The sequence below is a fragment of the Sunxiuqinia dokdonensis genome (assembly GCF_001270965.1).
GTDB lineage: Bacteria > Bacteroidota > Bacteroidia > Bacteroidales > Prolixibacteraceae > Sunxiuqinia > Sunxiuqinia dokdonensis.
In genome coordinates this window covers 1-23,754 of sequence record NZ_LGIA01000145.1, presented here as the reverse complement: position 1 = coordinate 23,754, position 23,754 = coordinate 1, and the positions used below count along the sequence as shown (strand labels likewise).

Annotated in this window: 16 protein-coding genes; 8 read left to right on the top strand and 8 right to left on the bottom strand. The window is 45.6% G+C overall.

Features of this window, described 5'->3' with window-relative positions; translation table 11 throughout:
- Positions 1-45: 45 nt before the first annotated feature.
- The 3 genes from NC99_RS08415 (at position 46) to NC99_RS08405 (ending at position 4,760) form a co-directional block, all read left to right on the top strand.
- On the top strand, positions 46-2,514 hold the full coding sequence (locus tag NC99_RS08415) for an AsmA family protein (RefSeq protein ID WP_053182200.1): 2,469 nt from the start codon (positions 46-48) through the stop codon (positions 2,512-2,514).
- 40 nt (positions 2,515-2,554) lie between these two features.
- Positions 2,555-3,592 carry a glycoside hydrolase family 43 protein gene (locus NC99_RS08410; protein ID WP_053182197.1) on the top strand — a complete coding sequence of 346 codons (1,038 nt, stop codon included), beginning with the start codon at positions 2,555-2,557 and terminating at the stop codon, positions 3,590-3,592.
- Positions 3,593-3,827: 235 nt separating this feature from the next.
- Positions 3,828-4,760, top strand: coding sequence for a magnesium transporter CorA family protein (locus tag NC99_RS08405; RefSeq protein ID WP_053182272.1), 933 nt, complete (start codon positions 3,828-3,830; stop codon positions 4,758-4,760).
- 64 nt (positions 4,761-4,824) lie between these two features.
- On the opposite strand, the gene NC99_RS08400 is transcribed toward NC99_RS08405, so the two are convergent.
- The 4 genes from NC99_RS08400 to NC99_RS08385 all read right to left on the bottom strand — a co-directional run bounded on the left by NC99_RS08400 (position 4,825) and on the right by NC99_RS08385 (position 10,257).
- Positions 4,825-5,817, bottom strand: coding sequence for a GntR family transcriptional regulator (locus NC99_RS08400; protein WP_053182194.1), 993 nt, complete (start codon positions 5,815-5,817; stop codon positions 4,825-4,827).
- Between the two features lie 61 nt (positions 5,818-5,878).
- Positions 5,879-7,171 (bottom strand): L-fucose:H+ symporter permease, encoded by a 1,293-nt coding sequence (fucP, locus tag NC99_RS08395; RefSeq protein ID WP_053182191.1) that lies wholly within the window; start codon positions 7,169-7,171, stop codon positions 5,879-5,881.
- A gap of 34 nt (positions 7,172-7,205) precedes the next feature.
- A complete protein-coding gene (locus NC99_RS08390; RefSeq protein ID WP_082326383.1) occupies positions 7,206-8,345 on the bottom strand; it encodes a DUF6786 family protein in 1,140 nt (379 codons plus the stop codon).
- 130 nt (positions 8,346-8,475) lie between these two features.
- Entirely contained in the window at positions 8,476-10,257 is a 1,782-nt protein-coding gene (locus tag NC99_RS08385; protein ID WP_082326380.1) for an L-fucose isomerase, read from the bottom strand.
- Positions 10,258-10,391: 134 nt separating this feature from the next.
- Between NC99_RS08385 and NC99_RS08380 the strand changes: the two genes are divergently transcribed.
- On the top strand, positions 10,392-11,810 hold the full coding sequence (locus NC99_RS08380; RefSeq protein ID WP_053182184.1) for a dicarboxylate/amino acid:cation symporter: 1,419 nt from the start codon (positions 10,392-10,394) through the stop codon (positions 11,808-11,810).
- Here the strand turns inward: NC99_RS08380 and NC99_RS08375 are convergent.
- From NC99_RS08375 to NC99_RS08365, 3 genes are all read right to left on the bottom strand, one after another.
- On the bottom strand, positions 11,807-12,217 hold the full coding sequence (locus tag NC99_RS08375) for a DUF134 domain-containing protein (RefSeq protein ID WP_053182180.1): 411 nt from the start codon (positions 12,215-12,217) through the stop codon (positions 11,807-11,809). The two genes, NC99_RS08380 and NC99_RS08375, sit on opposite strands and share 4 nt — an antisense overlap.
- Positions 12,218-13,291, bottom strand: coding sequence for a chorismate synthase (gene aroC, locus NC99_RS08370; protein WP_053182177.1), 1,074 nt, complete (start codon positions 13,289-13,291; stop codon positions 12,218-12,220).
- A gap of 68 nt (positions 13,292-13,359) precedes the next feature.
- Entirely contained in the window at positions 13,360-13,953 is a 594-nt protein-coding gene (locus NC99_RS08365) for an FKBP-type peptidyl-prolyl cis-trans isomerase (RefSeq protein ID WP_053182174.1), read from the bottom strand.
- Between the two features lie 267 nt (positions 13,954-14,220).
- Here NC99_RS08365 and NC99_RS08360 point away from each other — a divergent pair, with 267 nt between their 5' ends.
- Positions 14,221-16,548, top strand: coding sequence for a TonB-dependent receptor (locus NC99_RS08360; RefSeq protein WP_053182171.1), 2,328 nt, complete (start codon positions 14,221-14,223; stop codon positions 16,546-16,548).
- 260 nt (positions 16,549-16,808) lie between these two features.
- On the opposite strand, the gene NC99_RS08355 is transcribed toward NC99_RS08360, so the two are convergent.
- Positions 16,809-19,439, bottom strand: coding sequence for a putative LPS assembly protein LptD (locus NC99_RS08355; RefSeq protein WP_053182168.1), 2,631 nt, complete (start codon positions 19,437-19,439; stop codon positions 16,809-16,811).
- A 102-nt stretch (positions 19,440-19,541) separates the two neighbouring features.
- Between NC99_RS08355 and NC99_RS08350 the strand changes: the two genes are divergently transcribed.
- The 3 genes from NC99_RS08350 to dnaA all read left to right on the top strand — a co-directional run bounded on the left by NC99_RS08350 (position 19,542) and on the right by dnaA (position 23,722).
- Positions 19,542-20,684, top strand: coding sequence for an N-acetylmuramoyl-L-alanine amidase family protein (locus NC99_RS08350; RefSeq protein ID WP_204374945.1), 1,143 nt, complete (start codon positions 19,542-19,544; stop codon positions 20,682-20,684).
- Positions 20,685-20,753: 69 nt separating this feature from the next.
- The gene (locus tag NC99_RS08345) at positions 20,754-22,016 is read left to right on the top strand and encodes an MlaD family protein (RefSeq protein ID WP_053182165.1); all 1,263 of its coding nucleotides are present in this window, start codon (positions 20,754-20,756) and stop codon (positions 22,014-22,016) included.
- A 275-nt stretch (positions 22,017-22,291) separates the two neighbouring features.
- Positions 22,292-23,722, top strand: a complete 1,431-nt coding sequence (gene dnaA, locus NC99_RS08340) for a chromosomal replication initiator protein DnaA (RefSeq protein ID WP_053182253.1) — start codon at positions 22,292-22,294, stop codon at positions 23,720-23,722.
- The last annotated feature ends 32 nt before the right edge of the window (positions 23,723-23,754 follow it).

Genomic DNA, 23,754 nt, shown 5'->3' with positions numbered 1-23,754 from the left:
ATAAGTAGAGGACACGAGTTGAATTTTAAAAAAAAGTCTGATCCAATGAAAAAAGTACTGATTACCATAGGGACCATCCTGGTCCTGTTAATGGCAGCGATGATTGTTTTACCGGTTGTTTTCAAAGGCCCGCTGCTAAACAAGGTGAAAACAACGATCAATGACAATGTGAACGCGAAAGTTGAATTTGCCGATTTCAAGCTCAACCTGTGGAGAAGTTTTCCCAACGTGATGATGGAACTGAAAGGTTTAACCGTAGTTGGCCTGGGTGAGTTTGAAAACGACACGCTGGTGTCCATGCAATCGCTGGCGACTGATATTTCCCTCAGCGATTTGTTCAAGGGAGAAGATTTTACCATTCAAAGCCTGCGATTGAGCCAGGCACAGGTCAACTTGCTTTCGAACAGCTCGGAACAAGTGAACTGGGACATTGCCAAAGAAAGTACAGCAACACAGGAGGATGAGTCGGGCGAAAGCATGGCCATTTCGCTTCAGGATATCGAAGTGCGCGATTTAAGCCTGATTTACAAAGACGCGGCAACCGCAACGGTTGTGGCCTTGCTGAATTCGAACCTGGATGCCAGCGGACGGATGGAGGGCACCATTACCCACTTTGATCTCGATGCCGAAATTGGCGAATTCAAACTCGAATACGATTCCACCCAATACATTGCGAATACGGTGCTGAAGGTGAACAGCCAGCTGATGGCCGACTACAACAAAATGGTTTTTGAGTTTGGCGAATCGACCCTGCACCTGAATGAGCTGCCGCTGGATTTGAGCGGACGTTTTGAAATGCCATCCGACAGCATGTATTTCGACTTGCAGTTTAAGCAGCCGCAAAGCGATTTTGCAACCTTGCTGGCCCTGGTACCGCAAAGCTATCAATCGTATTTGGAAGACATTGAAACCACCGGCGAAGCTGGTTTCGAAGGGAATGTGAAAGGCTGGTTCTACGAAGAAACCTATCCGGAAATCAACACGCGAATCTATGTGAACAATGCGACCCTGCAATATGCCGGATCGCCCGAAAAGATCGAACAAATATCGCTGGATGGACAAATTACCAAACCCGAGGGCGATTTCGACCTGCTAACCGTGAATGTCTCGAACGCCCACATTCAGATTCGTGAAAATCCGGTGGATGCGCGTCTGACCCTCACCCACCCGATGAGTGACCCGCAGTTTGACGCCTATTTTAACGGGAAAATTGATTTCACACAACTGGCTGAGATCATTCCAATGGACAGCATCGAACTGCAAGGATTTATGGATGGAAACCTGTCCGTTAAAGGCAGAATGTCGGCTATAGAAAACGAAGATTACGAAAAGATTGCCTCGTCGGGTGCCTTCAACTTCCGCAATTTCAAAGTGAAGACACCGCAAATCACCCAAGCTGTTGAGATTAATTCCGGCGCTGTAAAAGTGGACAATACCGCCATTACGCTGACTTCGTTTGACGGAAAGACCGGACAAAGTGATTTTCAGCTGAAAGGAAAACTGTCGAACTACCTCCCTTACTTTTTGATGGATAAAACGTTGAAAGGTGATTTTACGCTCAACTCAAACTACCTGAACTTTAACGAGCTGGCCAACCTGATGGCTGAAGACACCGTGGCCACAACAGCCACTGACAGCGTGATTGCCTTCCAGGTTCCGGCCAACCTGAACCTGGCTTTCAACTCGAAAATTAACCGGGCCAGCTTCGACAAAATGGACATCAAAAACATCGTTGGTTCTATTGTGGTGAAAGACCGCATGCTTGAACTGAAGCAACTGAACATGGATATTTTGCAAGGAAAACTGGCCATAGACGGCTCGTATAAAAGTAACGATGCCAACCAGCCACTTTTCGATTTTGATATTGACCTGAGCACCGTTCAAATTCCGGCTTTCTATCGTTCTTTTGGATTGGTGCAGCAGTACCTCCCCATTGCAGCGCGCAGCCAGGGCGAGATTTCGACCAAGCTGAAATTTAACGGGCAACTGAGCGAAACACTCGACATCATTCCGTCGAGCCTGGACGGCAGTGGCTTGTTCAACACCCAAAATCTACAGATTGTTGATTCGCCAACTTTCGATCAAATCAAAAATTTCATCAAAAAGGAAAAATTGCAAAATGTGCGGGTCGATGACTTCACGGCTCATTTTAGCCTGAATGACGGCAATGTGGAAATGAAGCCTTTCCAGACGAAAATAGCCGACCAGGAAGTGTCCATTTACGGAAACCTTTCGGTAGCCCAAATGCTGGATCTGAAGATGGATTTCAAAGTCAATCGCGAAGACATCAGCGATGATATTAACAGTGCGCTCGGATTTTTACCCGGATCGCAAAACATCACGGTCCTACCAATTACCGTGGGCATATCAGGCAATTTAAAAGAGCCCAAAGTGTCGATGGACATGAGCGAAGCCAAAAAGCAAATTCAGGACGAAGTGAAGAAGTCCACCAAGGAAGAACTGGATAAGTCGATCAAAAACGTGGGAGACAAGTTGAAGAAACTGTTTAATTAAACAAACAAGCTTTATACAAATACCTAAATCACAATTACGAATGAAGAACTCAATTTTACTGCTGACCATGGCAGCGCTGATGGCCTGTGGCCAAACGAAAGAGAAACAAAATGAGCAAACCGCGGAAGCCGAAACCTCGGGCAACCCCATTTCCGAAGAATGGTACGCTGATCCGGAAGTGGCCATTCTGGATGGAAAATATTGGATTTTCCCGACTTACTCGGCCCGATACGAAGACCAGGTGTTCCTGGATGCCTTTTCGTCGGATGATTTGGTGAACTGGACCAAACACAAACGCGTGATTGATACCACCACCGTCAAGTGGGTGAACAAAGCCATGTGGGCGCCCTCAATCATTGAAAAGGATGGCAATTACTACCTGTTTTTTGCCGGCAACGACATTCAAAATGAAAGTGGCCCAATGTACGATGCCAGCCTGGGTGACAAAAACAAGCAGGGAGGTATTGGCGTATGTGTGGCCAAAAATCCCGAAGGACCGTACGTCGATCTGCTCGGCCGCCCGCTGATTCAGGAGTTTTACAACGGAGCCCAACCCATCGATCAGTACGTGTTTAAAGCCTTGGATGGCAAGTATTACATCGTTTACGGCGGCTGGGGCCATTGCAACATCGGACAAATCAGCGATGATTTTACCCACCTGATTCCATTTGAAGATGGCGATATGGTGAAGGAGATTACCCCTGAAGGTTATGTGGAAGGTCCTACTTTTTTTATCCGCGACGGAAAGTATTATTTCATGTGGTCGGAAGGCGGCTGGGGCAATTCGACCTACAAAGTGGCCTATGCCATTGCTGACAGTCCGTTTGGGCCGTTTGAGCGCCTCGCAACCGTTCTGGAACAAGATCCGGACATTGCTACCGGCGCGGGTCACCACTCGGTGATGAATATTCCAGGAACCGACGACTGGTACATCATTTACCATCGCCGTCCCATTCCGAATCAGGATCGCGATCATCGCGTGGTCTGTATCGACCGCATGTATTTTAACGAAGATGGAACGATTAAACCCATAAAAATGACTTTCGAAGGCGTTGAAAAGCGCCACCTGCCCAATTAGAAATGAACTTCAAACAAAGGATTTTAACCCGTATCCACCATTTTCGCGCGGTTAAAATCCTTTTTTTCTGCTTTTTTCTTTCCATATGCATGCGCGCTTATTCTTGTTTTAACTAGCTTTGCGCCGCAATAAAATAACAAATACATGGACGAAGGCCCGAGTCATATAAAAATGAATTATTAACCTCGCTGTAGGGGCCCGTCGCCTCCTGCAGTTAATGAAAGGAGGCAAAATCATGCTAAAAATTTTTAAGAGCTTTGGTGGTTATGTTGAAACACCAAAAGCAGCGGAAGGCTGCTGGATCAACGTGGTTCAACCCACACCGGAGGAAACCGATCGTTTACAAACCGAATTTGACGTTCCGGCAGACATCATTCAGGACATTTTGGACGTTGACGAACGCCCGCGTTATGAAGTGGACGATGACTGGTCACTCATTATTTTACGTATCCCGGTGGAAAGCCCAAACAATGGCGTACCCTATTATACCGTGCCGCTTGGCATTTTTCGAGTCAGTAACATCACAATCACCATCTGCTCGACCATCAACGAGGTTTTGCCATTTGAAAAGCCGGCGCTTTTCCGCGGTCAAAACCATTTGATTCATGATGAGCTGAGTTTCACCATTAAATTATTCCTCAAATCGGGCAGCATCTACCTGAGCTACCTGAAACAAATTAACCAGCAAACCGCTCGCATTGAGGAAGAGCTTGAAAAATCGATTCGAAATAAAGAGCTCAACAAACTTTTGAAGATGGAAAAATGCCTGGTGTTTTTCATTACGTCACTGAAGGCCAATGAAATTGTATTGGCCAAAATTCGGAATGCCCTCAAGAAAACCATGACAGAATTGAATGAGGATTTGTTGGAGGATGCCATCATTGAGAACAAGCAGGCCCTGGAAATGTCACAGATTTACTCCGACATTCAAAGTGGCATGATGGATGCCTTTGCCTCGGTCATTTCCAATAACCTGAACGTGGTGATGAAGCAGCTGGCTTCCATTTCCATTATCCTGATGATCCCGACTTTGATTGCGAGTTTGTACGGCATGAACGTTCCGAATAATTTGGAAGATAAGAGCTGGGCGTTTTTCGCCATTGTTGTTTTCTCGGGCCTAATGTCGGTTACCGGAATTATTATCTTCCGCAAGAAAGACTTGTTCTAGCCAAAGCAACCGGAAGCGAACTGCCGAGGCTGGAGCTTATTCCAGTCTGGGCAGTTCGTTCGGTTTACAGCGAACCCCGCATAATCAACCTGCTCGGGAGCGTTTCAAAGATTTTTTGCTTGCTTTCAACGAAGTGGGCAGCTTGTTGTCCCATCGCTTCAAAATCAACTGAAATCACGGTAATGCCGTTGCCCACAATCTCTTTCATCGGCGAATCGTTGTAGGAAATAATTCCAACATCTTCGCCTGGCAACAAGCCTTTCTTTTTGCACTGTTTGATGATATGGACCAAATCGTCGTCTTTAATCACCAGGTAAGCCTGACCTTTTTTGATGCTTTTGTTTTTGATTGTTGAAACAAGCCCGTGCCTGAATTGCTGCTGTTCACAAAACTGCTTAAATACCTCCATGGTAATTTTCGGATGCGGGGTGGATTCCGGGAACACCAGGTTAAATTCATCGTAGTTTGCAATCCGGTGGCTCCCCTCCTTCAGGCAATCAAGAAAAGCCTGCTCAAAATCCTGAACAATGTAGGCTATATCGGGGCTGCCGGGTTTACCCATATCCAAAACAAGCAGTTTGTTGGGGTCGATTTTCTTCAACACAGGCTCCATGCCTTCGTTACGAATATTCATGACCACATACATGCTGTAACGCCCGAGGCTATTCAATACCAGCTGCTCAAAAACAGCCGGGTTGTAATGATGGAAAAGCAAATCAACCGAATAATTTTCGGGCAAGCTGTTTCGAAAACTTCCGTAAAGCTGCTCTTTAAATGCGCTGAAGTCGTCGAGCAGCACCATCACTTTAAATGATTCATTGCTCACAAAATATCCCTTTGTTGGGGTTGAAGCAATGACGCTGCGTTGTTTGAGCGTGGTGTAGGCTTTGAAAATGGTATCGCGCGACAAGCCACTGCTTTTGCTCAACTTATTGACGGAGGGCAGAAAGTCTCCTTCCTTCAGAGTCCCATTGCTGATGGCCTCATTGATGGCATGAATGAGTTGCTGCAACTTGGTTTGAGAAGACGAATTGTCCAGTTCAAAAGTAAATTCCATAGTCCTTATTTTTTATTGCTCCCCGCTTTTCTTTCCAACCATAAACCACATCAGCCAAGGTCTATTCCCTGTGTACTTTCAAAGTGCGGTAGCCGTAAATGGCAATGGCCACAAAACAAATAAAGGGCAAAATAAAGGAGAAATTAACTGCCGGTAACCAGCCAATGGTTCCCTGATCGATGATTAAACCTTGCAATGGCGGCATGAGTGCGCCTCCAACAATGGCCATCACCAGGCCGGCAGCACCAATGGTTGAGTCTTCACCCAGCCCTTCAAGCGCGATTCCGTAAATGGTTGGAAACATCAGCGACATAAAAGCGGAAGTTGCGATCAGTAAATACAGTCCGGGCATTCCTTCAATCAAAATAACACCTGTTGTGGTCAGCACGCCACCCAAGGCAAACATCGTGAGCATCAGTCGGGCATTGAGGTACTTCATCAAAAAAGTACTTACAAATCGACTTCCAATAAAAATGGCCATGGCCACAATATTGTAGCGCTGGGCTTCGGCTTTGGCAATACCCAGATTATCGGCATACTGAATGATGAACGTCCAGCACATAATTTGTGCCCCAACATAGAACACCTGAGCAATGACTCCTTCGCGGTATTTTTCATTTTTAAATAGTCGCCGGAAGGTATCCTTTGTTTTGATGGAATGATCTGCCTTTCCTCGTTTGGGCATTTTTGAAAGGGCGATAATCACCAGCATCAGGATGACAAAAAAGCCAAGGATGACGTATGGATTGCGAATCACGCCCAAGTCATGGGTTCGGACGGCAGCTTTTTCTGCAGCGCTTAGCGTATCAAATATCAGATTTCCTGCAGCATCGCGTTTGTCTGATTCCAGCGCTGTTAAGATCACGTTGGAAGCGATAAACATGCCGAAAATTGAACCCATGGGATTGAATGACTGCGCCAGATTCAACCGGCGTGTAGCGGTTTCGGCAGGTCCCATCGACAAAATATAGGGGTTGGCCGTGGTTTCGAGAAACGCCAAACCGAAGGTGAGAATGTACAAAGACACCAGGAAGAACCCGAAAAGTTCAAATTGTGCTGCCGGAAAAAACAACAACGCCCCCGTGGCATATAAGGCTAAACCGATGATAATTCCCAATTTATAGCTGTATCGTTTGATAATCAGCGCTGCCGGAATGGCCATGGTGGCATAACCGCCATAAAATGCAAACTGAACCAGAGCAGCTTTGGCATTTGAAATCTCCATCACGGTTTTGAAAGCCGCAACCATGGGGTTTGTAATATCATTGGCGAACCCCCACAAGGCGAAAAGGCTGGTGATTAAAATAAATGGGAACAGGTATTCCCTTGGTACAATTTTTTCTTTCGTTTTCACGTCGTTAAGTTTAGGTACGTTTAGTGTATTTGTTTTACAAATTTGATTTTATTTGATTGATCGACACGCCCAAAAGCTTTTCCGCAATCGCATTCAAGCTGGTTTCGTCTCCTTCAAAATGAAAAGTTTGCTGAAAATGCATCTTCACTTCGCCAGCCTTTAGTACGGCAGCCGACGAAGAGGACTCCAGCTCGTAAAATGGTCCCAGCTGACCGCCATCAGCCAAAGGTCCATCGTTGTAGGCATTGATGGCATCGCCTTTAAATGGCTCCTTCTGAAATTCATTCCACGAGGAATTGACAAAATCAGTCGATGCTGAATCCAGCGAACAGATTAGAATGGTCAGGCATTTATTTTGGGCATCGTAACTTCCCAGGGTTGGCAATGCCCGCTGTGGAGACACCCCAATCTTGCTTCGAAACTTGCCATCAGCCTTAAAAAAGATCACACCGTCGTCCACCTTGAGTCGATCCGAAGGAACTTTACCAAAGTAATCGTCAGTAAGTACGGGCCCTTCGCCCTCTTTTCTGAAAGGGATAACAATGGTCACTTCCGGCGAGGGTTGGTACATGGAAAGCATCCAGATGGAGGGCGCCCCGGTTTCTTTGGTCCAATCGCTGGCGCCGGTATTTTTAAGCTGATTTAGCGATTCGTAAGCGACTACCCGAACGGATTCATCCATTTTGATGGGAAGATATTCTTCGATCTCGATTGGATCGATGATGCTGACCCGCCGGGTGGCTTCCATGTGAAAGTTAGTACCTGAGTAATTTTTCAGTCGAAAAGCTTTTTGAAAAGTGGCGGTTTCCTGGTTGGCTTCAATCACCTCCCACGGCATGGTGTCAATCGCTTCTGGAACACGCCAGTTATGCATCTCCATGGCTTTTCCCATTTCAAAATAAAATGAAAACTGCCCGCCTTCGGGACCAATCCAAAACCGCTCCTCCCCACCAAACGGATTAAATTGTTCGGATAGTTGCGTGGTTCCCAACAGTTCATGGTTGATCCATCCAAATGAAAAACCTTCTGCGCCCAAGGTCGAGCTCGTCATCACCCTCCCTTGAAGTTCAGGAACCAGCACCACACGCGACGATCCCGCCACCAGTTCAATGGTTGAATAATATTTCTGAAGCTGCTCTAAATCATGGCCATACTGGCCTTTTTTTGAGTTCATCGATTCTTTTTTATTCTTATCGGTAGTGGCACAGGCCGCTACCGATAAGATAATTAGGAGACTGAATATTATTTTAAACTGAAATTGATTCAGGATGATTCGGCCTGCCAAAATAGTTGAAAATTTGCGATTAACCATATAACGGACCGTAGTTTTCACAGGCCCGGTAATCGGCACCTTCTTTATTGGTTCCGTATGAAGCCCAGGCGCTGGGCCGGAAAATCTGCTGCTCATCAACATTGTGCATGGACACCGGAATGCGGAGGATGGAAGCCAGCGTGATCAAATCAGCTCCAATGTGGCCATAGGATATGGCGCCGTGATTGGCTCCCCAATTGGCCATCACACTGTACACATCCTTGAAGGCTCCACAGTCATTCAAACGCGGAACAAACCAAGTGGTTGGCCAGGTTGGATTGGTTCGTGCATCAAGCTTTTGGTGGATATCATCCGGAAGTTCAACAGTCCAGCCTTCAGCAATTTGCAACACAGGCCCCTGTCCTTTCACCAGGTTGATGCGCGACATGGTCACGGGCATTTTGCCAGCCGTTTTAAATTGTGAAGAATAGCCACCGCCACGGAAGTAACCTAAATCAGCGGGACACCAGCGTGTGTTGTCCAAGCAGGCCTGGGCTTCCGATTCAGAAATATCCCAGTACGGTTTCATTACCGCATTTCCTGCCGAATCTTTTTGTTGCGCGGTGGCATCGAGCGTGGTTGAGCCCGAATTAATCAGGTGAATAACGCCATCTCGCGCCAGTCCGATCAGCTCTTTACCCGTCACACGTTTCACAGCTTCCGGGCTCCAGAAGGTTCGAACATCTGAAAAAATCTGTGCCGTATTGGTTAACAGGTGGCCGAACAGCATCGGAACTGCATTCAGGCTGTCATTTTCAGTCGCAAAAACGAAGGCTTCGCGCAGGCCGTTCCAATCGAATGAGGAATTCAAAATGGCTTCCGTAAAATCGGCATTCGGATAATAGTCAGTCCATTGGCGTTGCCCCTGGAAACCTCCGGCAATGGCATTGTGACCCCGGGCTTCTTCTCCAAAACCCATTTCGGCCAACTTCGGGTTACCAATCATCAGGTCGCGGCAAATCAAGGTCATTTTCACCACGGTTTCCCACTCCCAGTCTTTACGTTTCCGATCGTGCTGCTTCTGCTGGTCATTCGGGTCCTCCCCTTCCTGGCAATTCGCTTTAGCCCAAGCCAATGCTTTTTCATACTCTTCATGGTCGTAAATGCCTTCTTCCATCCGGCGAATCAGTTCAATCGATTCAACGAACTCGGTTCTCATACCCAGGTAGTCCTGAAAAAAGTTGGCATCGACCATGGAGCCAGCGATTCCCATGGACGTGTAGCCGATGGACAGATAAGATTTGCCTTTGATTTGAGCCGAAGCCAATGCCGCTTTTGTAAAGCGTAGAATCTTTTCGCGCACATCATCCGGGATGGATGTATCGCCGGCATCCTGCACATCGCGACCATAAATACCAAAAGCTGGTAAGCCTTTCTGCGTGTATCCGGCCAGGGCCGCCGCCAGGTAGACCGCACCGGGACGCTCGGTTCCATTGAATCCCCAAACGGCTTTAGGCATCAACGGGTCGCTGTCCATGACTTCGGTTCCGTAACACCAGCAAGGGGTAACGGTCAGTGAAACACCGACACCTTCGCGTTGAAACTTGTCGGCACAAAGCGCTGCATCAGCCACGCCGCCAATTGTTGTATCCGCAATCACACATTCCACTTGTTCCCCCGACGGGAATCGCAGGTTTTCCTCAATGAGTCTGGCCGCAGCTTTGGCCAAATTCATGGTTTGAACTTCCAATGATTCGCGGACTCCCCGCTCCCGGCCATCAATTACTGGCCGAATCCCAACTTTAGGCAAACGCCCGATTAATCTGCTATTCATAGTTTTATCATTTATTTTGAGAGTTTTTGTATTGTCCTGTACTGTGCTGCTAAAATAGCAAGTTTTAGATATAAAAAGGATGTTGCAGAGCATGGTATAAAAAGTTAGTTTTGTAGAAATCTCAATAATTACCCATGCGTTTATTCAAACTGGAGCTCCACTGGCAAATTTTGATCGCACTCGTTCTGTCGGTTATCTACGGTATTCTTTTTCCTACAAACTACACGTTCGATCAGGGAACGCTGAACGAGCTGGCCAAGAAAAAACTTCCGGCTCAGGTGATTGAAAAGCTTGAAGTGTATGACGGAAGGCAGTTTTCGACCATGAAGGATTTTCAAACTAACTTACGCCAGGCGCTCACGCAGGAAGAATATGATACCTACCAGGCAGGTATTCGAAAATCGAGCTACAACAATCCTGAAGTAAACGCCATCAGCTGGATGGGCGATCTATTTCTTCGTTCGTTGAAAATGCTCATTATACCGTTGATATTAAGCTCTTTGATTTCAGGAATTACCAACATTGGCACAGGCAAAAATTTAGGGAGACTGGGTTTGAAAACGATGGGGTATTATTTGTTGACCTCGATGTTGGCTATTGTCACCGGCTTGTTTTTTGTCAATTTGTTTAAGCCGGGGCTCGGAGCCGATTTGAACTTTCAGGAAGAAGTGGAGGGCTTGGTGGAAAAGCAGCGTTCCTTTCGTGAAATCTTAATTGAGATTGTTCCGGAGAATATCTTTCAGGCTTTTACCAATAGTGATATGCTCTCCATCATCTTTTTTGCCGTGCTGTTTGGCTTCTTCATCACCAAGATCGATGTTGTAAACCGGGAAGTCCTGAAAAAAGCGTTCAACGCCATATTCGATGTCATGATGAAAATCACGCTGTTCATCATTCGCTTCACCCCACTGGGGATTTTTGGAATTGTAGCCAAAGTGATTGCCGATCAGGATGATTTGACCGGGCTGATGTCGCGCATGGGAATCTATATGGGAACCGTGATTCTGGCGTTGGGCGTGCATTTCTTCGTCACACTCCCACTTTTGTTAAAATTTACAGGAAAAATTAATCCACGAAAGCATTTCAAAAATATGACCACTCCCCTGCTCACGGCTTTTTCCACTTCATCGTCGGGCGCTACCTTGCCTTTGACCATCGATGCAGTAGAATCTAAGTCCGGGGTGTCTAATAAAATCAGCAGTTTTACGCTGCCGCTTGGCGCGACAATCAACATGGATGGTACGGCGCTTTACGAATGTGTTGCGGCTATTTTTATCGCGCAAGCTTATGGGCACGATTTAAGTATTGTTCAGCAAGCCATCATTGTGGCTACTGCGTTGTTGGCATCTATTGGTGCAGCGGCAATTCCAATGGCCGGTCTGGTGATGATCACCGTCATATTAACAGCCGTGGGACTTCCGCTGGAAGGCATTGGATTGATCCTGGCGGTTGACCGGATTTTAGACATGTTCCGCACGGCAACCAACGTTTGGAGCGACAGTTGCGGTGCGGTCATCATTGCAAAAAGTGAAGGAGAATCGCTGCAAGTTTAATTTTCCTGGTAATATGCGTTCAATGAAATAATTTTCTTTGAATGGCATACCGGACAATTTTCATCGGCTTTGGCCATATTAAACTTGGCACTACAATCGTTGCAACGATACCAGTTCTCGTCGAATTGGAAATTACCACCACGAATGAGCAAGTCCTTGCCTTCAACCATGGCTTTGGCTACTTTATTACGGGCAGCTTCATAAATCCTGGTTAATGTTGGGCGAGAAACCTCCATACACACCGCAGCTTCCTCTTGGGTTAGATTATCGAAATCCAGCAACTTAATGGCCTCATACTCTTCGAAGAATAGAACGACTTGCTCAGCTCTGTTTTTCGGTCCAAATACGGAAAAACCTTTTACGGAAGGTGGCGCCAAAAGGCGTCTTTGTCTTTTTTTGCGAGGCATTTAACTTTGATTTATTTTATTCAGTAAATAATGATCAGCAATAACCAGAGCTGCCATGGCTTCAACAATAGGGACAGCACGTGGTAACACACAGGGATCGTGACGTCCTTTGGGATTAATCGTCACTTCATTTTCTTCTTTATCGACGGTTTGCTGCTCCTTCAGCAAGGTCGCAATGGGCTTGAATGCCACATTGAAATAAATATCTTCACCATTGGATATTCCGCCTTGAATACCTCCGGAGTGGTTGGTTTTTGTACGAATACCGCTATCCGATTTGATAAACACATCGTTGTGTTCCGAACCACTTAGCCGGGTTCCTTCAAATCCTGATCCGTATTCAAATCCTTTTACTGCGTTAATTCCCAACATGGCATGTCCCAAATCGGCATGTAATTTATTAAACACAGGTTCTCCCAATCCAACCGGCACACCTTGAATGACTCCTTGAACAATGCCGCCAACCGTATCGTGGTTTTTTCCGGCCACTTCGATCCGGGCAATCATCTTTTCAGCCGTCTCAGGATCTGGACAACGCACAATGTTGCTGTCGGTCTGGTTCAAATCCAGCTCTTTGTAGCTCTTGGCAAGCTCCACGTCGCCCACTCGCTGAACAAATGCATGAACGCTGACATCAAACTGCTTCAACATCAGTTTGGCGATTGACCCGGCCACAACACGGGCAATGGTTTCGCGGGCCGAAGAACGACCACCTCCGCGATGATCGCGGCTTCCGTACTTCTTCAGGTAAGTATAGTCGGCATGCGACGGACGAAACACATCTTTCAGGTTATTGTAATCGTTCGAATGTTGATCTTTATTTCTGATCAGAAAACCAATGGGTGTTCCCTGGGTTTTCCCTTCAAAAATACCTGATAAAAATTCAACCTGGTCGGATTCTTGTCGTTGGGTTGTGATTTTTGATTGGCCGGGTTTCCGCCGATCCAATTCATTTTGAATGAAATCAAGATCGATTTCGACACCTGCCGGGCAGCCATCGATGATTCCTCCAATTCCAACACCGTGCGATTCACCAAAAGAGGTTAACCTGAAAATTTGTCCGAAGCTATTCATGCCTGTCGATTAAAAAAGTATTGCTTCCGATTGCTCAGAAGCAATAATGAGCATTCGTATCCTGATTCTTAACAACCGCAGCCACAACCACCAGCGTTAGCGCCTTCAGTTGCACACGATTCATCTTCGCAACCGCAGCCGCCATCGTTACAACTGCCACCGCTTCCGCAGCCGCATCCACCTTGAACAGTTGCTGCAATTTCTTCGTCCGTTGCATCACGAACTTCCAGCACTTTACCTTTGAAGAACAAATCTTCGCCAGCCAGCGGATGATTAAAATCCATTTTTACAATGTCGTCGGTAATTTCAAGTACCAAGCCATTCATACGCTGTCCGCTGGCACTCATCATTGGAACCGTGTTGCCTACTTTTATGATTTCATCATCAAATTTTCCTTCCACCAAAAACAGGTGTTTGGGAAGATCTACGATGGCGTTTTCATCGATTTGGCCATATGCTTCGTCGCATGAAAGATTTATATTGAAGTCGTTGCCTTGTTCCAGCCCTTCCAAAAGCGCTTCAAATTTTGGCATCATCAAGCCAGCACCATAAACAAAGTTTAGTGGTTTCTCGGCCGTTGCCTGTTCAATCATTTCTCCATTCGCTCCTTCGATTCTCAAATCGTAAGTCAAAGAAACCATCTTGTTTTTAGTAATTGCCATTTTAAACTATTTAGATTGATTTTGAATAATAATTTGCAAAGAAATAAAAAACATCGATATAATGAAAAACACACCTATGCTTCAAATCTCACATTTAATGATAACATCATAAAATTCTGTTGGTTTAATATAAAACAACCAAAATCCATCTTTTAACATTTTTATGCAAACTGTTATGCTTGGATTAAATTTGTCAAATCGACTTTATTTTCAAAAACATTTGCAGCAAATTCTGGTTTGAGTGGATTAATCCAACAGTTAAATATCATGAAACGTATTGTATTGTTATTTTCTATAACCTTCCTTTTAAATCCATTCAACCTGGCCGCACAAAAAACCGATGCCAATGTTTTTGGCGATGTGCAGTCGGACGGTGAACATATTCCTTTTGTCAACATTTACCTGGATGGCACCAATTATGGCACGGTAACCGACGAAACCGGTCACTACTTGCTGGTGAACCTTCCGATAGGACAACACACGCTGGTGGCCAAAATGATTGGTTACAAGCCTGTAAAGAAATCCGTCAACCTTGTCAAGGGGCAAAGTATTGAGCTGAACTTTGAGCTCGAGAAACAAAGCCTGGCTGTTGACGAAGTGGTGGTTACCGGAACAAAGACCTTCAAGCGCCAAACCGAATCGGCGGTCATTGTCAACGTCATCGACTCAAAAATATTTGATTACGTGCAGGCCAATACGATTTCGGAAGGACTCAGTTTTCAACCGGGGCTTCGGATGGAAACCGACTGTCAAACCTGCAACTATACCCAGTTGCGTATGAATGGACTGGGCGGAGCCTATTCGCAGATTTTAATTAACAGCCGGCCCATTTTCAGCCCATTGACCGGTTTGTACGGGCTGGAGCAAATCCCCACGGAAATGGTTGAGCGGATTGAGGTCGTCCGAGGTGGCGCATCGGCTTTGTATGGCTCAAGTGCCATTGGAGGAACGGTCAATGTGATCACCAAGTTTCCGTCGCGTAATGCCTACGATTTATCCATGAGCAACGCCACCATCAATGGGCAGGCCAACGACAACAACATCAATGGAAACATCACCCTGCTGAGCACGCAGCGCAATGCGGGGGCAACCATTTTCGTGTCGCGAAGAGACCGTCAATCCTACGATCACAACGACGATGGCTATTCAGAGATGCCGGCATTGCAGAACAATTCGTTTGGGTTTAACTCTTATTTCAGGCTCAACCAAAACCAAAAACTGGAAGTCAACATGGCCAGTTTGCATGAATACCGGCGGGGCGGAAACCGGAATGATGACCCCGCCTACCTGGCCGATCAGTCGGAAGAACGCACCCACGACATTTTGATGGGTGGTGCGGACTATACGCTCGATTTTGAGAATAACAGAACCAGCCTGGCAGCTTTTTTTGCGGGGCAGTACACCAAGCGCAAGCACTACACCGGCATTTTGCCCGACGACCCGACAGAGCTGGCTGCCCATTACGCCTTGCCGCCTTATGGGAATACCAAAAACAATACGTTCATGGGAGGAATTCAGTTGAACCACACCCTCTATGATTTTTTGGGCGGGCTCAACGTCATCACAACCGGTTTGGAATACAACTACGATGACGTGATGGATGAAATTGAAACCTACGATTATTTGCTGGATCAGACCTCGAAAAACACCGGGTTCTACCTTCAAAGTGATTGGTCGGTCAATTCAAAATTAACCTTGCTTAGCGGCGTGCGGGGCGATCAGCACAACTATGTGGACCGGATTATTTTGAATCCGCGCTTGTCGGCCTTGTATAAGTTCAACCAGGAAAGCCAGTTCCGCCTGTCCTGGTCAACCGGCTTTCGGGCGCCCCAGGCTTTCGACACCGACATGCACATTGCCTTTTCCGGAGGCGGCATTCAGCAGGTGCAACTGGCCGACAATTTAAAAGAGGAACGTTCGCAAAGCTTGAGCAGCTCGCTGAATTGGGACCGCGCTACAGAAACGCACATTTATGGCTTTACCATCGAAGGGTTTTATACCGTACTCAACGATGCGTTTATTTTGGAGGAGCTGGACAACACCCCTGACGGAAATTCAATTCTTGAAAAACGAAACGGAGGAAAATCGGAAGTGCTTGGAGGAACGTTTGAGGCTCGCGCCAACTTCAATCAGCAACTCCAGCTGGAAGCGGGACTGACCCTTCAAAAAAGCCAATACGAACAAACGGTGGCCTGGTCAACGGAAATTGACGGAACCAGAGATTTTCTGCGCAGTCCCAATGCCTATGGGTATTATACCATCGCGTTTACGCCCGAAAGCCCGCTTACTGCAACTTTATCGGGCTTGTACACGGGCACGATGCTCATTCCGCATTACGGACTGCCCGGTGACGCCGGCACTCCGGAACAAGATCTGCTGTTTGAATCGGATCCGTTTTGGGAAACCAATTTGAAATTGTCCTACGATTTCAATTTGCCTCACCTCGATTCGAAACTGCAATTTTTTGGCGGAGTCAGCAACCTCTTCAACCAATATCAGGATGATTTTGACCAGGGAAAATATCGCGACAGCAACTATGTTTACGGACCTTCGAAACCACGAACCATCTATTTTGGACTGAAGCTGTTTAACTAGCCAGTGTCAACCATTTCGATTTGACATCGAGAGGTGTCGATGCCATGCTTAGACATATCGATGAGTCGTCGAGAGGTGTAGATATGACATCCAGATGCATCGATGAGGTATCGATAGGTGTCGATGTCACATCGAGATGTATCGATGAGGCATCGAGAGATGTCGATATCACAACTAGATGTATCGATGAGGCATCGAGAGATGTCGATGTCACACTTAGACGTATCGGAACTGGCATTAAAGTTTGCCTGAACTGTTGATCAACGGTTATCAAACCAGCTGCGTTGCTTGTCAATCTTGAGGTCTTTCAGCATGGCCGATGAGGCATTGATTGTGAAGCTGTAGCTTTTTCGCTGTCCGAACGGCACGAAGTTAAAACTCATGTTCCAGCAGTGCAGCCGCCGGTTTACATTGAAAGTGGTGAAGGAGAATTCGCGGGCCTGCACATCAAAGTTGGTGGTCAGCGACATGTTCCATTCGCGGGTCAGGTTCAGACGTCCGCTAAAGTTTAAACTCTGGTTAATCTGCGCATCGTGGTAGGGGCTTCGCTTGGAATAGCTTAAACTGTAGTCGAAGCGGAAATCCCAGGGAATATCAAAATCGTAATACTCAATGTAGCCATCCGGATGAACGATTTGCTCCACATTCTCGCCTTCGCCTTCCGTTTGTTCGTCTTCCTTCTTTTTTGATTTGAAAGACATTCCAAACGACAGGTTGGCATTGGTTAAGCGCCCGAGCTTCGATAATCCGGAAGCTTCATTCCACATGTACTTATTGATTTTGTTACCGTTTAAATCCGTCGCATAAGGATCCAGCGTTCCACCAAAATTCAGGTTGACTCCTTTAATGGTCGTCCGCCCGTTAATCCGGATATTACTCAGGTTCAACGAATCCGCAATGAGGTTATAGGAACCGCTAAAACCGAGGTTGTCGATAATTTTTACTTTCTGAAATTTATCTTCGTCCGAGGCAATCGTGTCACTTTTAGCCGCGACTTTGGCTTCCAGGTTGTTGGTCAACCCAAAATTGATCGAACCACTTTCTCGTCCGGTGGCCGAACCAAAAATACCGTCGCGAAACCGGTTGTAGGCAACTTCTCTTCCATTCTCATCAATATAAGTATCCCAAAAGCCGTATTTAGGATCGGTAAAATCGGGATTGTAGCTCAGGCTCACCGAGGGCGACATTTTATGCCGGATGGCTTTCACCCGCGAGTTGGGGTTCTTAACCAGATACATCCCATAAATATTGGTTTGCGAACTCAGCGAGAACGAATAATTGTAGTTCCGCTTAAACGCGTAAATGGTATCCTCCCACAAAGTTCCCTTTTGAGCGATATGATCGTAGGCATAATTTTGCTCAATATAATTGGTGTACCAGCGCTCCGAGTAACTGATGCTTGGACTGATGTTGATGTGTTTCAGCAAATTGAAATTGGGCAGCGAGATGGGAATGGAGTGTTTCCAGCCGTTGCGCCAGTCTGTGATCAACGACTTTTTCAGAATTTCTTCTTCATGCGCCGTAATCGAGTTTTTAATGTTTCCCGTGTAGCTAAAACCAATTTTTTCGTACCACTTGGCAGCGCCGATCCTGCCCTTTTGCTTAAACGGATAAATCTTCGACATGGAGAACGTCAGTTCCGGAAAACTCAATGAAATGGTCGAATCACGCGAGTTTTGTGAGTGCCTGAAACTTGATGACATATTGAAAGGCGAATTTTCCCACTTTTTAGAATAGGAAATACTCGACGACTTGGTCGTTTGCAGGTAGCTTTGCACATCATTCGAGTTCTGCTTGTCGTAACTTGTTGTTGACAGGTTGACGTTGGCCGAAAACGTTTGAAACGGGTTGGCCTTGGCATCCTGCGAATGTGACCACTGCAGTGAGAATCCCGGAGTCCGGCTATAGTCGGGCAATCCCGGATCGCTGCGCCGGTTTACATTGTAACGAAAATCAAAACTTCCTGAGAATTTGTACCGCTTCTTATAGTTGGTGTGCAGGTTACTTCCCCACGAGCCTTTCGAATAAATATCTCCTTTTACAGTCAGATCGAAATATTGACTGGCCGCCCAATAATAACCACCTTCTCGCAAAAAGAAGCCCCGGTTTTGTTCTTCACCATAGGTCGGAATAATGATTCCTGACGAATAACTGGGCGAGTTTGGGAAAAAACCAAATGGAATCATGGGAAAGTAGATCGGAAAGTCTTCCAACACCAGATAAGCCGGACCAGTGATGATTTTTTTATTTGAAATGACCTTGGCCTTGGTCATCCGCAAGTAAAAGTGCGGATGGTCTGCATCGCAGGTCGTGTATTTTCCTCTTTTCAGAATAAACGATTCGGCGTCAATCTTTTTTGTCCGGTCGCTGTGCACATAACCGTCACCCTGCTGGGTTTTCACATCGGTAATAATTCCCTTTTGCGTTTCGAAATTATAGCGCAGGGTTTTACTTTCAAACTCTTCGCTCCCATCTTTAAACACGGGGGTTCCCTGAACCACCTCTGCAGAATCCGGAACGCCTTCGGCGTACACCTCCTTGGTTTGCAAATCTAGCTCAATGTAGTCGGCTTTCAACTCAATGGTTTGATACGTGACGACTGCCTTATTGTATAGGAAAACCTTTTTCCCGTCCAGCGAAACCAAAATTGAATCTTCGGCACTATACGAAATGGGAGCCTCAAGAACAGTTTTCTGCCTCGGGGCAGCTGCTGTCAGGGTGTCCCGATTCGCTTCCATTTGTTCCAGCAGTATCGAATCAGGCTGCAATTCCACCTCAGGAGCAATCACAGGAATGGTGTCCGGTAATTCCTGCGCGTAGGAGCAGATACTGAAAAAAAGCAGCAGATATGTAATTCGAAATCTTATCAAATCGGGTATAATGTTAGCCATTGCGGTTACATTGGTTTGCAAAAATATAAATTCAACGCAGACAAACGGGCGAACAAATGCAAAATAATTTTAATATTTCTATTTTTGTTTCGTTCTACAATTATGAATATGAATATTAGCCAAAAGTTGATTTTTGTTTTTGCCGGTTTTGTTTTTCTCTTTTCCCAGGTTGCGCAAGGAACAAACACGCCGGACAAGCCATTCACCGTGATTATTGATCCTGGTCATGGCGGAAAAGATCCGGGTGCAGTATTTAAACAGATCAGGGAAAAAGATATTGTTTTGGGAATTGGATTAAAACTTGGAAACTACATGCGCGAAAATCTGCCCGATGTGAAAATCATTTACACCCGCGATCGCGATGTATTCGTGCCATTGCACGAACGGGCCGAAATAGCCAATAAAAACAAAGCCGACCTGTTTATTTCGCTTCACGCCAACTATTGCGGCACACCTTCAATTACCGGAACCGAGACCTTTGTATTAGGGTTACATAGAACAGAAGAAAACCTGGACGTGGCGAAAAAGGAAAATGCCGTTATCCTGATGGAGGATGATTACTCCACCACTTACCAGGGATTTGATCCGAATTCTTCGGAATCGTACATCATGTTTGAAATGGTGCAGGACGAACACCTGTACCAAAGCATCGACTTGGCGGCAGAAATTCAAAGTCAATTTAAGAACAGGGCTGGTCGAAAAGACCGCGGGGTAAAGCAAGCCGGTTTTTTGGTTTTGCGGCGTACCAGCATGCCCAGCGTACTGGTTGAAGCCGGATTTTTAAGCAACAACTACGAAGCCAACTACATGAACAGCGACGACGGACAAGCTTACCTGGCCTCCGCCATCTTCAGGGCTGTGCGAGATTATAAAAAAGCCATCGACAGCAAAAGCGACTATAAACTTCTGGCTTCAAACACGACAACAGCAGCCATCCCTGCCGCTCCGAAACAAGAAATGATCACAAGCGAAAGTCAGGTTGATGGCGTGTACTTCCGCATTCAACTGGCCGCCACCAGTAAAAAAATTGAGCCGGTAGCCGCGAACTTCAAAGGACTGAAGGACGTGGAACGAAAGCAAATGAATCCGGTGTACAAATATTTTTATGGCAAAACATCATCGTTTGAAGAGATACAAGCCATTAAGAATGAAATCGTCCCACTGTATCCGGATGCTTTCATTGTCGCCTTTGAACAGGATGAAACCATTCCGCTGAAAAAGGCACTCAGAAAATTAAAACCATAGTTCGCAGACCGATGTTTGTATACTATCGGAATGCTTACTAATATTGTATTAAACAAGCTGAAAACAACTATGAAACTTTCCAGGTACACCAAGTTAGGTCTGTTAATCGTCTTTAGTTTTGCCATTTTCATTTGGGGGATGAACTACCTCAAAGGCATCGATTTTTTCAAAAAGAACACGACCTACAGTGTGGTTTATGAGCGCATTGATGGATTGATCGAGTCCAGCGCCGTGATGATCAACGGATACCAGGTTGGACAAGTGAAAACAATTGATTTTTCAGATCAAAACGATGGCAGTTTGGTCGTCAGTTTTTCACTCGAAGGTGATTTCCAAATTCCCAAAGGTTCTGCCGCGCGGATTGTTTCTTCCGATATTATGGGGACCAAATCGATCAAACTTCAGATTGTCCCATCCAACGCATACTACCAACCCGGCGACACCATTCCCGGAAGTATTGAAGAGGATTTGAAAGAACAAGTCAGCATGCAGGTGCTTCCGCTGAAAAATAAAGCAGAGCAGCTTCTGGCTTCCCTCGATTCGGCCATCACCGTCATTACCTACGTGTTTAATGCCGAAGCCCGGAAAAACCTGTCAGAAAGCTTTACCCGAATCAACCAAACCATACTCAACCTCGAAACTGTTTCGAATGAGTTGAGCGACATCATGGTTTCAGAAAAGACAAACCTCAAAGGAATCATTCAGAACACCAATGAACTGACTGCAAATCTGAATGAAAATGCAGATGATTTTTCAAATATTGTCAGCAATTTTTCTTCCATCAGCGATAGTCTTGCCGCTGCCGATTTGGCCAATTTAATTGTTGAACTGCGTGGAACAGCCGACGGTATCAACAGCATCATTGAAAAGGTAAATGCAGGAGAAGGTTCGGCCGGCAAGCTGCTGAGTGATGAAGAACTGTACGCCAACCTAACCGAAATGAGCCAAAGCTTGGACTTCCTGCTAAAAGACGTCCGGAATAATCCAAAACGCTATGTACATTTTTCAGCTTTCGATTTGGGAAAAAATGTGTACGTCTCGCCACAAGCCGGCAAACCGAGCAACGACAGTGACTACGTGCTCAAAGTGCATCTGATTTCAAGCCCCACCAGGCTTTCTCCTGAAAGTTCTATTTTCAACGACTTTGACCAAGTTGAAGAGATTGAAGTATCGGGCGTCTACAGTTATCTTACTGGCAGTACATCGGATATCGCAAAAATTATGAAAACTCACACCAAGGCAAAAGTGATTTTTCCCGATGCGAGTATTGTAGCCTTTAAAAACGGACGAAACATAAGGCTGGAGAAGGCTTTAAAGAAATTAGGAAATTAGCATCTGAAATCTTTTTAAAGAAATTCAAAAAACGCAACCTCCTCTAAATTCAATGGTTTCAAATATCTGACGCTGTAATTGTCTAATATTCTGAATGTTATAAAGCATAAAAAAATTAAAATCTTTAACTACCTGACAACGAAGCAAGTTATATTGGTTTGGTAAAAGTCAAGTGAAATTCCATTTTTTTAATACTTTTTTTTTCACAAAATTTGCTTTCGGGAATTCAAATAGGGAAAATTTTTGTCGAATATATATTAATCCTGCTGTTCAAAATGAGTAACAATCATCTTGCTGTATGGAATCGCTGTCTTACTGTAATTAAAGATAATGTTCCTACAATTAGTTTTAAAACATGGTTTGAGCCAATCGTACCGGTAAAAATTAACGATCAAGTACTAACCATTCAAGTGCCAAGTCCATTCTTCTATGAATATTTGGAAGAGCAATACATAGACTTGCTGCGCAAAACCCTTCGAAAAGAAGTGGGAAACGACGCCAAACTTGAATACGTTGTGGTGATGGGAAACAACCAAAGCAATTCGCAGCCATACACGGTTAAGTACCCGACAACCAACAACAGCAAAATTCAAAATAAACCACTTAATATTCCGCTGAAAACAGAGGGGAAGGCTTCCATCAGGAATCCCTTTATCATTCCCGGGATTCAAAAACTTCAGGTTGATCCGCAGTTGAAAGCTGACAACACCTTCGAAAATTTTGTGGAAGGCGAATGCAACCGTCTGGCACGAAGTGCCGGCTATGCCGTGGCTCAAAATCCGGGGGGAACCGCTTTTAACCCACTGATGATTTACGGAAACTCAGGACTGGGAAAGACGCACCTGGCACACGCCATTGGTATTGAGGTAAAAGAACGGTTTGCCGACAAGATCGTTCTGTACGTCAACGCCAACAAGTTTCAAACCCAGTACACCGAAGCTATTCGCAACAATAACAGAAATGATTTTCTTCACTTTTACCAGATGATTGATGTGCTGATCCTTGACGATGTGCACGAATTTGCAGGAAAGGAAAAAACGCAGGAAACTTTCTTTCACATTTTCAATCATCTACACCAAAGCGGAAAGCAACTAATATTAACCTCGGACAAGCCGCCAATCGAACTGAAAGGAATGGAACAGCGCTTACTTTCGCGCTTTAAATGGGGCTTGACAGCAGATTTGCAAATGCCGGATTTTGAAACGCGTATGGAAATTCTGAAGCGCAAAACATACAAAGACGGTATTGAAATTAATGACGAAGTTTTGGAATACATTGCTTCCCATATTGGAAACAATGTGCGCGAACTGGAAGGAGCACTGGTGTCGTTGCTGGCCCAATCAACCTTAAACCGGAAAGAGGTCACCATTGAACTGGCCAGCGACATGGTTAACAAACTGGTTAAGAGTTCCAAACGCGAGTTATCCATCGATTATATCTCGAAAGTGGTGTGCGACTACTTCAACATGCCGGTTGATTCGCTGCAGGCCCGAACCCGCAAACGTGAGATTGTTCAGGCCCGGCAGTTGGCCATGTACTTCTCCAAAAGCCTGACCAAAACCTCGCTGGCTTCGATTGGAGCACAAATTGGCAATAAAGACCACGCCACAGTATTGCACGCCTGCAAAACGGTGAACAATTTGAAAGACACAGACAAAAATTTCAAGTTCTTTGTCGAAGAGATCGAAAAGAAACTGAAAATGTAAATTAACAAAAGCTGAGGCTGTCTAAAAAGAGG

Bases quoted from the DNA above. Each gene is read 5' to 3' on its own strand.
- NC99_RS08415 (WP_053182200.1), top strand. From the start codon at position 46: ATGAAAAAAGTACTGATTACCATAGGGACCATCCTGGTCCTGTTAATG.
- NC99_RS08410 (WP_053182197.1), top strand. From the start codon at position 2,555: ATGAAGAACTCAATTTTACTGCTGACCATGGCAGCGCTGATGGCCTGT.
- NC99_RS08405 (WP_053182272.1), top strand. From the start codon at position 3,828: ATGCTAAAAATTTTTAAGAGCTTTGGTGGTTATGTTGAAACACCAAAA.
- NC99_RS08400 (WP_053182194.1), bottom strand. From the start codon at position 5,817: ATGGAATTTACTTTTGAACTGGACAATTCGTCTTCTCAAACCAAGTTG.
- NC99_RS08390 (WP_082326383.1), bottom strand. From the start codon at position 8,345: ATGAACTCAAAAAAAGGCCAGTATGGCCATGATTTAGAGCAGCTTCAG.
- NC99_RS08385 (WP_082326380.1), bottom strand. From the start codon at position 10,257: ATGAATAGCAGATTAATCGGGCGTTTGCCTAAAGTTGGGATTCGGCCA.
- NC99_RS08380 (WP_053182184.1), top strand. From the start codon at position 10,392: ATGCGTTTATTCAAACTGGAGCTCCACTGGCAAATTTTGATCGCACTC.
- NC99_RS08375 (WP_053182180.1), bottom strand. From the start codon at position 12,217: ATGCCTCGCAAAAAAAGACAAAGACGCCTTTTGGCGCCACCTTCCGTA.
- aroC (WP_053182177.1), bottom strand. From the start codon at position 13,291: ATGAATAGCTTCGGACAAATTTTCAGGTTAACCTCTTTTGGTGAATCG.
- NC99_RS08365 (WP_053182174.1), bottom strand. From the start codon at position 13,953: ATGGCAATTACTAAAAACAAGATGGTTTCTTTGACTTACGATTTGAGA.
- NC99_RS08360 (WP_053182171.1), top strand. From the start codon at position 14,221: ATGAAACGTATTGTATTGTTATTTTCTATAACCTTCCTTTTAAATCCA.
- NC99_RS08355 (WP_053182168.1), bottom strand. From the start codon at position 19,439: ATGGCTAACATTATACCCGATTTGATAAGATTTCGAATTACATATCTG.
- NC99_RS08350 (WP_204374945.1), top strand. From the start codon at position 19,542: ATGAATATGAATATTAGCCAAAAGTTGATTTTTGTTTTTGCCGGTTTT.
- NC99_RS08345 (WP_053182165.1), top strand. From the start codon at position 20,754: ATGAAACTTTCCAGGTACACCAAGTTAGGTCTGTTAATCGTCTTTAGT.
- dnaA (WP_053182253.1), top strand. From the start codon at position 22,292: ATGAGTAACAATCATCTTGCTGTATGGAATCGCTGTCTTACTGTAATT.